Origin of the sequence: Deinococcus sp. KSM4-11 (assembly GCF_004801415.1) — a bacterium.
Classification (GTDB): Bacteria; Deinococcota; Deinococci; order Deinococcales; family Deinococcaceae; genus Deinococcus.
This window is the reverse complement of the sequence record NZ_SSNX01000002.1, coordinates 343,358-357,271: the sequence shown is the minus strand read 5'-3', so window position 1 is coordinate 357,271 and position 13,914 is coordinate 343,358. Positions and strand designations below refer to the sequence as shown.

At 66.7% G+C, this 13,914-nt stretch carries 8 protein-coding genes and 3 pseudogenes; 8 read left to right on the top strand and 3 right to left on the bottom strand.

Features of this window, described 5'->3' with window-relative positions:
- The first annotated feature begins 11 nt into the window (after window positions 1–11).
- Window positions 12–773: a hypothetical protein gene (locus tag E7T09_RS08750; protein WP_136388787.1), complete on the top strand. Its 762-nt coding sequence runs from the start codon at window positions 12–14 to the stop codon at window positions 771–773.
- A gap of 97 nt (window positions 774–870) precedes the next feature.
- Here the strand turns inward: E7T09_RS08750 and E7T09_RS08745 are convergent, their stop codons facing one another.
- Window positions 871–4,425, bottom strand: a complete 3,555-nt coding sequence (locus tag E7T09_RS08745; RefSeq protein ID WP_136388786.1) for an AAA family ATPase — start codon at window positions 4,423–4,425, stop codon at window positions 871–873.
- Window positions 4,426–4,553: 128 nt separating this feature from the next.
- On the opposite strand from E7T09_RS08745, the gene E7T09_RS08740 reads away from it, so the two are divergent.
- Entirely contained in the window at window positions 4,554–5,009 is a 456-nt protein-coding gene (locus E7T09_RS08740; RefSeq protein WP_136388785.1) for a globin family protein, read from the top strand.
- Between the two features lie 173 nt (window positions 5,010–5,182).
- On the opposite strand, the gene E7T09_RS08735 is transcribed toward E7T09_RS08740, so the two are convergent.
- Window positions 5,183–6,961, bottom strand: a complete 1,779-nt coding sequence (locus E7T09_RS08735) for a family 43 glycosylhydrolase (RefSeq protein WP_240741695.1) — start codon at window positions 6,959–6,961, stop codon at window positions 5,183–5,185.
- A gap of 707 nt (window positions 6,962–7,668) precedes the next feature.
- On the opposite strand from E7T09_RS08735, the pseudogene E7T09_RS08730 reads away from it, so the two are divergent.
- From E7T09_RS08730 to E7T09_RS08710, 6 genes and pseudogenes are all read left to right on the top strand, one after another.
- Window positions 7,669–8,465: pseudogene (locus E7T09_RS08730) on the top strand (IS5 family transposase).
- A 122-nt stretch (window positions 8,466–8,587) separates the two neighbouring features.
- Window positions 8,588–9,424, top strand: a complete 837-nt coding sequence (locus E7T09_RS08725; protein ID WP_136388783.1) for an alpha/beta fold hydrolase — start codon at window positions 8,588–8,590, stop codon at window positions 9,422–9,424.
- Between the two features lie 327 nt (window positions 9,425–9,751).
- Window positions 9,752–10,870 (top strand): annotated as a pseudogene (locus tag E7T09_RS08720) (IS3 family transposase).
- A 117-nt stretch (window positions 10,871–10,987) separates the two neighbouring features.
- On the top strand, window positions 10,988–11,224 hold the full coding sequence (locus tag E7T09_RS22565; RefSeq protein WP_136389010.1) for a LuxR C-terminal-related transcriptional regulator: 237 nt from the start codon (window positions 10,988–10,990) through the stop codon (window positions 11,222–11,224).
- Window positions 11,185–11,307 (top strand): hypothetical protein, encoded by a 123-nt coding sequence (locus E7T09_RS22435; RefSeq protein ID WP_255578416.1) that lies wholly within the window; start codon window positions 11,185–11,187, stop codon window positions 11,305–11,307. The genes E7T09_RS22565 and E7T09_RS22435 overlap by 40 nt, the downstream gene beginning before the upstream one ends.
- A gap of 424 nt (window positions 11,308–11,731) precedes the next feature.
- Window positions 11,732–12,503 (top strand): annotated as a pseudogene (locus tag E7T09_RS08710) (IS3 family transposase); the annotation flags it as partial.
- A gap of 105 nt (window positions 12,504–12,608) precedes the next feature.
- On the opposite strand, the gene E7T09_RS08705 reads toward E7T09_RS08710, so the two are convergent.
- Window positions 12,609–13,544, bottom strand: coding sequence for a diacylglycerol kinase family protein (locus E7T09_RS08705; protein WP_136388782.1), 936 nt, complete (start codon window positions 13,542–13,544; stop codon window positions 12,609–12,611).
- Window positions 13,545–13,914 lie beyond the last annotated feature (370 nt).

The window sequence follows — 13,914 nt, the reverse complement described above, 5'->3', positions numbered from 1 at the left end:
AAGGACCGATCATGTTCAAACTCACCGCTCTTGTGCCCGCCACCGCCCTGCTGATCTCCCTCGCCGCCTGCGGCACCGCCCCGGCGCCCCTCGCTCCTGCCCCCCAGGGCGCCGTACAGAATGCAGAGCCTGCAGGCGTCGACCCCACCGGACAGCCCGCGGGGCTCGGAGCTCAGGCCCTGCCGGTCAACTACCGGGTTCGGTACATCATCGACTCGGTGCAGTCGACGGACACCGAGGACGTGTCGGGCGCCGACGAGTTCTACACCCTAGGGACGCTTGCCGTTCAGAAGCCCAACGGCGTCAAGGTTTCCCGCTCCTTCCTCAACGCGCCGCCCATCGACGTGAACGACCACGCTGGCGAAATCCATCAGCTGGGGTACGTGATGTTCGACGAGGTGGTGCCTGCCAACGCCGAGGTCTACGGCCAGATGGCCGCCTACGACGAGGACTGTGCCAAAGACTGGGCCGTGGTCGGCGCCTCGGTGATGGCCACGGCCAACACCACCGCGGCCACGATCTCGTCGCTCACGGGACAGGCCTACGTCTCAGGCATTGTCGGCGCGGCTACCGGCATCCTGAATGTCTTCATGTCGGGTGACAAGGATGACGTCCTGGGGAACGCCGGGCTGATGTCCGTCACGGCCAACGGTGCCAGAACGAGCGCCGCCACACTGCACATGTTCAAGAACGGGTCGTGGTACAGCAACTGGAACTACTACATCAAGTACCACGTCGAAATCAAAGCCACCACCAACAAGCCCACGCTCTGAGCACCCAGTGCCCTGACTGACCTGGCCCCGGCGAAAGCTGGGGCTGCACTGTTGGTGCGGTGACTCCTCTCCATCACCTGGAGGATTGACTTTGCCGTTAGTGGTCGGGGTTTACAACTGACGACAAGCTGTCCTGGGGAACAGCCATACCTGCTCCAGGGGCCGATGCGATGGCCTGGACATACAAAAGAAATGGCTGCTGCTGCTGGGCTTCGAGCGTGGCACTGAGCTGCCGGGCCAGGTTCCGCGCAGCCTCTCTGTGCCGTTCGGCCTCTGGGTGGGCAGGGGCGAGGACGCCTGCCAGCGTCCAGTGAAGCTCCAGTTCCTGCACGGGATCGACCCTCCCGCTGGCGAGGAGGCGCTGCGCTTCGTCCAGCAGGTCTTCCGGGGACTGCCCGGCCTGCAGCGTCACACACAGCGCTCCTGCCCGCAGGGTCGGAGTGGCCGCACATCCCGTTACGGCCGCGCGGGCTCCCTCCAGATCGCCCAGCGCAACCAGGACTTGCCCCAGCAGCAGCGCGGCACCCTCCCGGTGGAGTGGATTGAGGCTCCCGGTACCGAGTTCCAGCGCCTTTAGCCGGTCGACGGCGTCCTGCGGCTGGCCCTGTACGCGGGCCAGCCGGGCCCATTCCATCTGAAGGAGGTGGCCCGCCGTGAACGCTTCGGCTGGCCGCAGGCGCCGGTCGAGTGCCTCCAGCTGATCCGGCAGGTCACGCAGATCATGGATGGCCAGCCGGGCGTGCACCTCAGCCAGTCGCGCGTAGAACTGCTCCTCGACCTGACCACACGCATCCGCCAGGCTTCGGGCCTGCTGGTAGGCACGGAGCGCCGCGCCCAGGCGCCCTCGGAGCCACTGGACGTCGCCCAGTCGATGCTGCAACACCGCCTCGCCCTGCAGGTCAACCTGTTCCCGCACCATCTCCAGGCCCTGCTGGAGCGCTTCGACCGCTTCCTCCAGGCGTCCGTCCTCTGCGAGCACGTGCACGAGGTTGGCCAGGAAGGACTTCTGCATGTAGACGTTCCCGATGGTCTGGGCCAGCTCACAGGCGGCCCGCAGCTCACCCAGGGCCGGTTCCAGTTCTCCCCGCAGCATGAACAGCCGCGCCGCCGTGTTGTGCGCGATGGCCAGCCCGCGCCGATCCTGGGCCAGCTGCCAGCTGGCCTGAGCCTGCCGGTTGTGTTCGGCGGCCGCGGTTAGGTCACCACGGTCAAGCGCGCAGTACGCCAGCGAGGAGTGCAACGGGGCGCGGCGCTCTGCCGGCACCTCCGGCAACGCCAGGCCCTCGAGAAACAGACGCTCGGCCTGCCCGAAGGCCTGCTGACGCTGATAGACCTGCCCCAGGCACCGCAGCACGGCGGCGCGCAGGCCGGGTGACAGCCCCGCCTCGAGGGCCGCCGCCTCGGCCACCGGCTGGGCCTCCAGCCAGCGGCCCGCCTGGTCGAGCAGGACGCAGGTTCGGACGGCCACCTCGGCGCGCTTCTCGGCACTGCCCAACTGGGCGGCCAGGGCCCTCAGGGCGTCCAGTTCACGCTCCGCGGCCACCCGGTCATCGAGAATGGAGAGCAGATCCACCTGCGCCAGTCGCAGCGCGTACAGCGTCTCGGGATCGTCCGACGCGCGGATGGCCAGCGCGTAGTGGCCCAGGGCCTCGGCGTAGGCGTACACCTGGGTGGCGGACTGGGCCGCCCGCCGCCGCCAGACCACGGCCTGCGCAGGGGTACCGGCCGCTTCCAGGTGCTCAGCCACCCGGGCAGGGGCGGCCCCGCTGCGTTCAAAACTCTGGGCGAGGCGGCGGTGCAGCAGGCGGCGGCGCTCGAGACTGAGGTCGTCGGCCACCGCGCGGCGCAGCAGATCGTGGCTAAAGCGGTACCCACCGGCAGACGCCTCCAGCATGCCGGCGTCCAGCAGCCGTTCCAGGCTGCCCAGCGCTTCCCACTCTGAGAGCGCCAGGGTGTCGGCCAGATCCATCAGCGTGAAGCCCTCTGCGGCGAGGCTGGCGGCCTCCAGCAGTCGACGGCACTCCGCGCCCAGCCGCGCGGCCCGTTCCAGTACCACGCCGCGCACCTCCGGCGGGATGGGCAACTCGGCGTAATCGAGGGTGGCCGCGTCGAACGGCGAACTCCAGCCGCTGGCCCCCGCCTGCAGGTTCCCGGTTTCAAACAGGAACCTCAGCGTTTCGAGGACGAACAGTGGATTGCCCGCCGTGGCGCGGTGCAGCCGCCTGCTGAACAGCACCGCCCCGCCCATGCCCGACAGCGCCTGCACCAAGTTGGATACGTCCGCCTCATCAAGGCCCGTCAGGGTGTGAACGACGACGCGGCCCTCGCGGCGAAGTCCGGACAGCGCCGCCTGCACCGCCGGATGCTGGGCCAGTTCCTCGGGACGGGCGGTGGCCAGCAAGCGGGTCAGTCCGGACTCGGAGCCCACACGCCGGGCCAGATGTGACAGCACCAGCACGGTGGAGGGATCGGCCCAGTGCAGGTCATCACACAGCACCGTGCCGCCCGGGCCGGCCGCGGCCGTCAGGGCGCGCGCCAGTCCCTCCACGAAGCGCACACGCCCTTCGGCCTCGGGTGGCGGCGCCGCCGGAAACTCCGGCACCAGCCGCGCCACCTCGCCCTGCCACAGAACGTCCAGCGCCTCCAGCCGGGCGCGCGCCGCCGGATCGTTCAGGGCCGCCCGCAGTGTCTCGGCCACGGGATACAGCGGGGTGTCCTGCGCCACTTCCTGGCACGACACCACCAGCACGGGGCCGAACGTGGCCGCAAAGTCGCTGGCCAGCCGGGTCTTGCCCACACCGGGTGGTCCGACCAGCACCGTCAGGCCCGGCCCGGCCCGCTCCAGGCCCTGCCAGGCCTCCCGGCGTCCGATCAGGGGCGGGGCGAGGGAGGGCTGCCCGGTGTGGGCCGCGTCATCCAGCAAGGCGGTTGGGGGCGGCGCGGGCACCTCGCCTGACACCGAACGCGGCGCCTGCCGGACGCGCTCGGCGACCTGCTGGGTGTCGGGCAGCGGCTCAAGGCCCAGTTCGCTGTGCAGCAGCATGCGGAACCGTTCAAACCGTTCCAGCGCCCGTTCGCGCTCCCCCAGCAGTCCATGGAGGCGAATCACGTCGCGCTGGTGACGCTCCTGCAACGGATCGCGCGACAGAACCTGCAGCAGCAGCGCCAGGGCGCCGCGGAGGTCGCCCGCGGCTTCCTGCGCGGCCGCCTGGCGGGTCAGGGCGTCGCGCCACTGGTCTTCCAGCCGTTCACGCCAGGCCCCCAGCCAACTGGCGAAGGGTTCGCCGTCTGGTTGAAGATCATCCAGCAACGTGCCCTGGTACAGCGCCAGTGCCGGCCCATCCTGCCCACCCGCACAGGCCTGCAGAAACGCCGTGGCGTCCACCCACACGTCACCTGCGAGGGCGACCTTGTCGGGCTCGATGACCAGCGCGGGGGCGGCGGCCGAATGACTGAGGCGGTACAGCTCCTGACGAACGCTCAGCCGCGATCCGCTCCACAACAAGTCGGCCAGCCGCTCGCGTCGCGTGGGGCCTTCCAGAGCGAGGTAGGTCAGGATCGCCAATGTCCGCTGGGTCGGGGGACGGATGTGGCGGCCCGCCAGGGTGAGCTGCGGAGCGCCGAGCAGCTTGAGTGTGGTGTCCCCGTCCATCCCCCGTCCCCCTGTGGGTGCCCGCGTGTGTCCTCGAACGCCCGACCCTGACGGAGGTGTAACACCACACCTTTTAAGGTGCGCCACAGAGGAAACGGCCGAACCCGCCCCTCGACAGGAGCCCCAGCATGAATGATATCCAGATTGAACTGATTCAGCGCTCGTTTGCCGACATCAAGCCCATCGCCGGCCCGGCCGCCCAGCTCTTCTATGCCCGGCTGTTCGAACTCGATCCCGCGCTGCGGCCCCTCTTTCGACACGACCTGGACACCCAGGGGCACAAACTGATGACGGCCCTGGGTCTGGTGGTCGGTGGCTTGACCCGACTGGACACCCTGCAGCCGGCCCTTCGCGCGCTTGGGGCACGCCACGCCGGCTACGGGGTGCGCGACGAGCACTACTCCACCGTAGGGGAAGCGCTGCTGTGGACTCTGCACCGCGGGCTGGGCGAAGCCTTCACCCCAGACGTCCACGACGCCTGGCATGCCGCTTACAGCGTTCTGGCCGGCGTGATGATGGAAGCCAGCCGAACCTCCGGTTCCCCCGGCCCGGGGTCACGCACCCCCGAGCACGGTCTGCGCTGAGTGGCTGCGGCGTCACGCCCTGACGCCGGGCCGCCCGGCATCCCAGTGTGCCCAGCCTCCGCAGGGTGCTGAAAGGGCACGGCGGCGACAGCGCAGGAGACGGGTGCCTGTTGAGGAGTGCCGGTCGTGTGAAATAGGCCCGAGGCCAAGGATGGTTCGGGCCACTGCAGCCGCTACTTCAGGGTGTACACCCGCACGTTGTCGAAGCGCGTGGTGAAGCCGCTGCCGCCCATGGAGAACAGACCGATGCGGGCCTGGCCCAGCGCATGGGTCCAGGTGCCGCCCCGCGTCCAGTTCACGCCATCGCGGCTGGAGGAGGCCGTGTAGGTTTCCCCACCCTCTGTGGCCGAACGGGCCCGGCGCACGATCCGCAACCACGTGTCCGGCCCGGGGGCTGACAGCACGGTGTTGCCGTAGCGTGGATACAGGGCCGGCACCGGGCTCAGCTCCTTGGCGAACTCGATCTGCCGGGTGTTCCAGATCGACACGACGCCGAGTTTGATGAAATTGTCGTCGTTGCCGTAGATCAGCACCCCACCCTGCGCGTAGTTGTAGCAGCACCCCTGCTCTGGCAGGTCGCTGGTCAGCTTGACCTCGACCACGTAGTCGCCCGCTGGCGCCGCTTCGGTGAGCACCGAGGCGGAATTGCTGTCGACATACAGATCTGCTGCCTGGGTCGCGAAGCGCAGCGCTCCGTTGTCGACCCCGGCCACGCCGTCGGCCGGCGGACGAACCCAGGTCCAGCGGGCATCGAGGGCAGTGCCCGTGAATTCATCACTGAAGTTGGCCTGCAGGGTTCCGGGTTGATCCAGGGCTGGAGCGTGCGGACGGTAGGCGCTCACCTGTCCGGACTGGGCGGCGGGGGCAGGCATCACGCCGTCGGACGCCCAGTTTCCCGCGCGTACCGTGGGCCAGCCATCGATCCAGTCGAGCGGGTCGAGCAGCGCCGGGCGCTTGTTGACGCCGCCTGGCGTGAAGAACGCGTCGTTCGGGTCGATGGCGTGGTACAGCGTCCAGTCCTGGCCGCCGGCGTCCGTGAAGACGGCGTTGTGTCCAGGCCCGACCCAGCGGTTGCCGTTCATGCTGATGACTGGTGTTCCGCCCACGCGTGGTTCAAGCAGCGACACGCCGGCCTGATCCACGAAGGGCCCGGTGGGGGAGGCCGAGCGGCCCGCGAAAATGCTGTAGCCCGTCAGCGGCCCGTTGCAACAGTTGGTGGCCGAGAGCATCAGGTAATACCAGCTGCCATGCCGCACCACCTGGGCGCCCTCGTACCGGTTGTCGATGGCCACCTCCTGCTGGCTGGCGGCATCGGTGCTCAGGCCGTCGGCGCTTAGCCGACGCACGGAGATGCCGCCGAAATAGCTGCCGTAATACAGCCAGCCCTGCCCCGAGTCGTCCACGATCACGTCCGGGTCATAGACCCAGCGCCGGTCACCCGGATTGCCGCCGGGAGGGCCCTGCGGCTCCACAACGGGCGCGCCGCTGTCGCTCCACGGGCCGGCCGGAGAATCGCTGGTCGCCACGCCGATGGCGCTGCCACCCGCCTTCGTATCGCTGGCGGTGTAGTACAGAAAGTACTTGCCGTTCAGGTATTCGATGTCCGGAGCCCACAGGCCGGCGTCGTCTTTCACCCACGCCGGCTTCTGATCGAACGCGTCGCCGATGTACGTCCAGTGCACCAGATCGGACGAGCGGGCCATGGTAATGAGGTGGAATCTCAGGGCGCCCTGGCTGTTGACGTCCGAGACCGTGTGGGGATCGGTGGTGCAGTAGAGGTACCAGGCGGTGTCGCCGGGGGTACGGGAGTGGATCACGGACGGGTCGGCGCAGGATTCCACATGCGTGCCATCGGCCTTCGCGATGGACAGTGGATTGGTGTAGGTGAGTCGCACCGTGGGGTCGGGGGATGGCACCGGATGGCAGGAGGACAGCAGCGCAGCCGCGATCACGCTGGGCCATGCTGTGCGACGTCGGAACGGGAACCCACGGAACGGTTGACGCATGACTGAACCTCCTGGTTGGGGTGAGGCGCTGGGGTGACGCGGGCCATGCCGCTCGTTCAGCCCGTGGGCTGAGCGGTTTCGCCGGGTACCCTATGACACGCAAGGCCCCCTGGACAGGAGCCGTGCGAGCGTTATAAGCCAGGATTCACAGACCGTGATTCCTGTGACCAGGACGAAGGATATCGGACGGGCTCAGGCTAACACGCGGGATGTCGCCAGCTGCTGTCAGTGAGCACTCCATGAACACCTCTCTGTATTAGAGAGCAGCCGCAGGAACCCGGAAAAGCCCATCTGTCTGTAAGACACCCTCCTGGAACGGTTCTGGCAATTTTGTGTGTTGCGCTGAGCCGTGGGACGCTGAGCGCGTCACTCCCACTCGGGCCGACAAGCCTGCTGGCAACTTCGACCCTGCAAGGTCGTGTGTTAAATCCTTGCCGGCCCGAGACTCCTTCTGAGGGTGCCCCAGATGACGTCCGATCTAGGTCAGAGCCAGTCAACTGCTGAGCCGCCCCTCGGGATCAGTACGTTGCACCCGCACCTCATTCGAATCTGAAGTGAGCGACAGGTGTCTGACCTGTTGATTGGTTCGGCGTTTCAACGTTCCCCAGTAAGAACGCTTAACGAAACCTCAGGTTGGGGGCGCAAGGTCAAGCATGGCCAAGTCACTGATCAGCGACGAGCTGTGGCGGCTGATCCATCCGCTGCTCCCACCGGACGTCCCTAAGCCCAAAGGCGGCCGACCCGTGTGCCGGATTGAGCGGCTCTGGAAGGCATCCTGTACGTGCTGAAGACGGCGATCGGCTGGGAGCATCTCCCGCATGAGCTGGGATACGGCAGCGGCATGACCTGCTGGCGACGACTGGCATGCGGCGGGGGTATTCACCCGCCCGCATCACGTGCTCCTCGACCGGATGGCTCAGGCGAATCAACTCGACTGGATCCGCGCACGTGTGGACAGTACGAGCGTCCCCGCGGCCTGGGGGGGGCTCAGACTGGCCCGAACCCCACGGATCGCGGCCGGCCAGGCAGCAAACGTCATGTAATCGTGGACGCCCTGGGGACACCGCTGGCGGTGCTGATCTCGCCGGCCAATCGACATGACAGCATGCTGTTCGAACCCCTACTGGATGCAGTGCCGCCCGTTCCGGGCGGGCGGCGTGGCCGTCCCCGCAGCCGCCCGGATCGACTGCATGCGGACAAGGCGTATGACATTCCCCGGTGCCGCCGGGCCTGCCATAACCGCAGGATCAAGGTGCGGATCGCGCGCCGGGGTCGAGAGTCCAGTGAACGATGGGGACGCTACCGCTGGGTGGTGGAGCGAACCCTGGCGTGGTTCAGACGCTTCTGTAGGCTGCGGGTGCGGTACGAGGTAAGGGCGGACGTCCACCTGGCGTTCACGCAGTTGTCCTGCTGCCTGATCACGTTTAAGCAACACCAGCGCTTTTGTTAGGCGTTCTAAGAGCGATGCGGCGCAGTCCACCCCCGCCGTCGGAGGCGCCCCGCCGGCGGGAGGCTCAAGAGGTCTTGGCATGATCGGGCGTGCAGCCACACGGCACGCCCCGAAAGTAAGGGATGACTTCGCCCACGCCCGCCACCCTACCCACCACTCAGGCCCGCTCCGGTTCTTCGCTCCACCACATCCGGCGCGGCCAGGGCAAGCCGCTGCTGTTGATCCATGGGCTGGGCAGTTCCTGGCAGACCTGGGCACCGATTCTGGCCGGACTCGAAGCGCAGCGTGAGGTGATCGCCGTCGATCTGCCCGGCTTCGGCCACACGCCCCCCCTGCCCGGTGCCGTGACCATCGCCACGCTCGCCGACGCGCTGACCGATTTTCTGACCCGCGAGAACCTCCTGGGCATCGACGCCGTGGGCACCTCGATGGGCGCCCGACTGGTGCTGGAACTCGCGCGGCGCGGGGGCGTCCTGGGAGCGGTGGTGTCGCTGGATCCGGGCGGGTTCTGGCAGGGCTGGGAACGGGGCTTCTTCTACAGCACGGTGGCCGCGTCCATCCGGCTGATCCGTGCGCTTCAGCCGGCCATGCCCGCCCTGACGGCGTCGCCCGTCGGCCGCAGCGCCCTGTTCGCCCAGTTTTCCTCGCATCCCTGGGCCCTGGCGCCGGAACTCACCCTGACGGAAATGAGGAGCTTCGCCGCCTCGCCGTCCACCGACGAACTGCTGTACAACCTGGCGTTCGGCGAGGTGCAGCAGGGTGTGCCCCGGGGACGGTTGGAGCACCCTCTGGTGATCGGCTGGGGCCGCTGGGATCGGGTGTGTCTGCCGGTACAGGCAGCGAGGGCTCAGGAGGTCTTTCCCGACGCCCGGCTGCAGTGGTTCGACCACAGCGGCCACTTCCCGCACTGGGACATGCCCGCTCAGACGTTGCGGCTGATTCTGGACACCACAGCCTGAGAGGGCGGCCGACGGTTCTGGCACGTTAGAGACTGTTTGGAACGCGTCTGGGAGGGGAAGCGTCTCGAATGGGTGCCTTATTTTGAAGGCTCTGACGGCCAACGTACCCCACCCACACCAGCTGGTGTGGGTGGGCCATTCTCGAGCCGCTGATTCCTGTACCACGATGACTTGGGCGACCAGCCCACGTCGCTCGCCGGGACAGTGTGGACGCTATCTTCGACGTCAAACGCGGTGGGGTGTCGTGGGTGACCTGAACCCGGAAAACCTGTCCACGTGAGAATGCAGGGTCTGGCACACTTGGGGCATCCCCCCTGGAGGCCAGCCATGCGAGGAAAACGCTTCACCGAGGAACAGATCGCTTTCGCCCTGAAACAAGCCGAAACTGGTGTCTCCGTCCCGGACGTCTGCCGGAAGATGGGCGTCGCCGAGTCGACGTTTTACAACTGGAAGCGGAAGTTCAGTGGGCTGGGGGTCAGCGAGTTACGCCGGCTGAGACAGCTCGAAGAGGAACACCGCAAGCTGGGGCAGCTGGTGGCCGATCTGAGCCTGGACAAGGTCATGCTCCAGGACGTGATTCAAAAAAAGCTCTGAAGCCGGCCCAGCGGCGCGTGCTGGTCGATCACCTGCAGTCGGGCTACCCTGGCAGTGAACGGCGCGCATGCGCCGTTCTGAACGGGTGGCGCACCGTGTACCGGTATCGAGGAACACCTCGGCCAGAAGAGCAACTTCTCCTGAAAAGGATGACCGAGATCGGGCCCACCCGAATTCGGTATGGGTACCGGCGGATTCACGTACTGATGGCTCGTGAGGGCTGGCACATCAACCACAAGCGTTTCTTTCGGCTGTACCAGCTGGCGGGCCTGAGGGGCGCGGATGAAGCGACCCCGACGCCATGTGAGTGCGGCACGTCGTGCCGCACAGCCACCACCACAACAGCCCAATGAAGTGTGGTCGATGGACTTCGTGTCAGATGCGCTCTTTAACGGGAAGCGGTTTCGGACGTTGACCCTCCTGGACGTGTTCACGCGGGAATGCCTGGCCATTCATGTGGACACGAACATGACAGGTGAGCGGGTCGTCGAGGTCGTACGAGAAGTCAGCCGGCACCTCGGGGTGCCGGCGCGGATCCAGGTCGACAACGGCAGCGAATTCATCAGCAAGGTGCTTGATCTCTGGGCCTACCAGAATGGCGTGACCTTAGATTTTTCTCGTCCTGGACGGCCTCAGGATAATGCGCACATTGAGTCGCTGGGCGGGAGTTTCCGCGATGAATGCCTGAATATCCACTGGTTTCTGTCGCTGGACGACGCAGCGGAGAAGATCGAAACCTGGAGGGGCGACTATAATGACCTCAGGCCGCACTCCTCGCTGGAAAATCTTGCGCCCAGCGCATATCGAGCCAGGATTGCCTCGACCCTTCGCCCGTCAGACCCGCCAACCTGACCTGGCCACAATTCTGGGATCGGCTCACTCCCGGGCTTCATCGAGTCGGATATGTTCGCGCTGGAGGGTGCGGTTTAGCCGAGCGAGGCCGCCAGCTGTCAATCGCGGGGTGAAGGCATAGCTGAGGGTGAAGATAGCGGGCGGTGCGCGGGCAGAGGACAGAGTGGTGACGGGCATACGAAGCCGGAGGCCCAGGGCGAGCCAGCGGGGGCGCGCGTTCCACCCCTCACGGCGCGCCAGGCGGAACTGTGGAGCCTGGTCACGCAGGGGTATTCGAACGGGGCCATCGCGGCGCAGCTGGGCCTGAGTCCGAAATGGATCGAGAACGCACTGGGGGGCTGTACGCCGCCCTGAACATCGATACCCGCGATCCTCGGGTGAACGCCCGGGTCTCCGCGGCGCTGCTGTACGCCCGGGAGGCGGGGGGGCACACCTGACCGTCCTGAGCGACCCTGGGGAGTAAGCGGCCGTCGCCAGGGTCGTGAGTTCCTCGTCAGGAGTCGCACATCGTAAAGGGCGTTCGAGTGTTCCGGCACGGCCGGGTCACTCGCCCGGAGTGGGGTTGGTTCCATGGGGGCCGGCCCAGGTTCGCTCCTGGGCAGACGTGGCATCACGGGCGGAAACCGGACTGTGAGGTGGCACGGATGAGGGAGGACAGCGTCGAGATGAAGGTGCATCAGCAGGCGAATGCCGAACTGGTCGAGCTACTCGCCAGGTACTTGCGCGCGGCGGGGGTACCCGTGCCAGCCGATCCGGCGCCCGTCTCGGCACCCAATGAAGAAAGCGACCTTCCGGCCGCTGTGGTTCCTCTTGGTTAACCCGGTAGGCACGGAAACGCATATTGAATCTGTGGTTATCGTTTGGCGAAGAAGGCCACCTTCACCCCGTACGCAAGAGGATGTGCTGCTCCAGCAGCGCATCCAGGGCATCCACGTCCGCACCAAGGGACGATACGGAGCGCCCCGCATTCACGCGGAGTGACGTGCTGAAGGCGTCCGGGTTTCCCGCAAGCGGGTGACCCGACTGATGCGCACTTCGGGACTGCGAGGGAAGGAACAACGCCGCTGGGTACGGACGACCGACAGTGACCACGCCTTCGCTGTTTCTCCGAACCTGCTGGAGCGCCAGTTCAACGTGCCTGACCCGAATCAGGTGTGGGCGTCCGACATCACCTCTCTGCCCACCAGAGTGGGCTGGCTGTACCTCGCCGTGACTCTGGATCTGCATTCCCGTGCTGTCGTCGGGGACGCGATGGAGGCCCACATGCACGCCAGCCTGCCGCTTGCGGCCTTACAGATGGCCGCCTCGCGCCGTGATCCCCCACCTGGCCTACTGCACCACGCAGGGCCGTGGCAGTCGATTCGCGAGCGGGATCGTCCAGGATGAACTGGCCCGCCTGCGGGCCAGAGGCAGCGTGAGCCGGAAGGGAGACTGTTGGGATCATGCTGTGGTGGAGAGTTTTTTCAGCTCCCTGAAACGGGAGCTGTTCGAAGACGCAGTCTTCGAACGTCGCGCCGTGGCACGTCAGGCGGTGTTTGAGTTCATTGAGGTGTTCTACAACCGGCAGCGCCGCCACTCGAGGCTCGGATACTTGACGCCGCTGGAGTTCGAACGGCAAGCTGCAGCTGCTTAACTTCAACGACGCGGTATCGGGGCAACCCCAGTCCAGCGCTGTGCTCCAACGGTCGTGTTCGCACCACCCGCCCGGCCCTGTCTGTGCAGGCTCCCGGACGCACGATCAGGTGGTCAGGTCGGCCAGGGTGGTGCTGGTGATGTACCGCACAGCGCGCGGCAGCACCCGGGCATGGAACTCCTGCAGGTTCGCCTCCAGCGTTTCCCCGTCGTACTGGGCGGGCAGTGGCACGCTGGCGTGCACGGTGACGTCGGAGGCTTCGAACCGCTCGAGGCTGTCCCCGAGATCCGGGTCGCCCAGATTGAGCTTGGCCCGCAGGCTGCCGATCAGGGTGGGCAGCAGACTGGCAAGGGTACCGCCCCTGAGGACGATGACGGTCAGTTTGCCGTCCGCTGGGCTGACGTCCCCGGTGATCGGCACCCGGAAGTTGGCCAGACCGAAATTCGCCACCATCACGCCCATGCCGTCGACCTCTACCACGCGGCCATCCAGGGTCAGCGTGAAGTGGGCCTGCGTGGGATTGAGCTGCTTGAGTGCGCTGATCACGTACGCCCCGACGCCAAAGCGGCCCTTGGTCTCCTCGCTGTCGCGGATCATGGCGGCGTCGACGCCGAGTCCTGCCAGCATGGCAAACCCTCTGGTCTTGCCCTCGATCTCCAGTTCGGCAAGATCCAGCGTCAGGGTCTGGCCGGACAGGAACAGGTCGGCCAGGGCGCGGGGCTCGGTGGGCAGGTCGAGGTTTTGCGCGATCAGGTTGGCGGTACCGGCTGGATACGGCAGGTAAGGCTTCCCGAAGGAGCGGGCCGCGTAGGCCAGGCTGCTGACGGTACCGTCACCGCCAGCGCCGACCAGGGCGTCAAAGTCACCCAGGCCCTGGACATAGTCCTCGGCCGAGCCGTCCGGCGTGGTTTCGCGCACCTCGACGCGCACCTGGGCGTCTTTGAGGTACTGGGCGAACTGGTCGGTGCCGCTGTCTCCCTGGCCGCTGGTGGGGTTGACGATCATCAGGGCACTCCTGAAGGCGGACGGTGGGGGAGTCATGAGGCGCAGTACAGCACGGGTGGGTGACGGGGCCCTTGGTCAAGGTTTGGGACAAGGCATCACGGTCTGGTGCCACTCATTCGGGGGTCACGGCGAATCCCGGGGCACTGGGGAGGGTCGGGCCACGGTCGGCAGAGCAGGAACTCCTGAGGCTCATGCACTTGGTGGTATGACAGGTACGGCGTAGCGGCGCTCGTAGAGAGCACAGACCTTGTGGGCGTACTCAAGGATGCCATCTGGCTCGCTGGTGACGGGGCGCAGGCCGAGGGCACGCATTCCGCTCACAGGATGGCAACACTGCTTAGTAAAAGGGCATGTTTAAACCTAAGTTCAAGAACAGGTGTGCTGCTTAGGCTTAGGGTGGAACGCG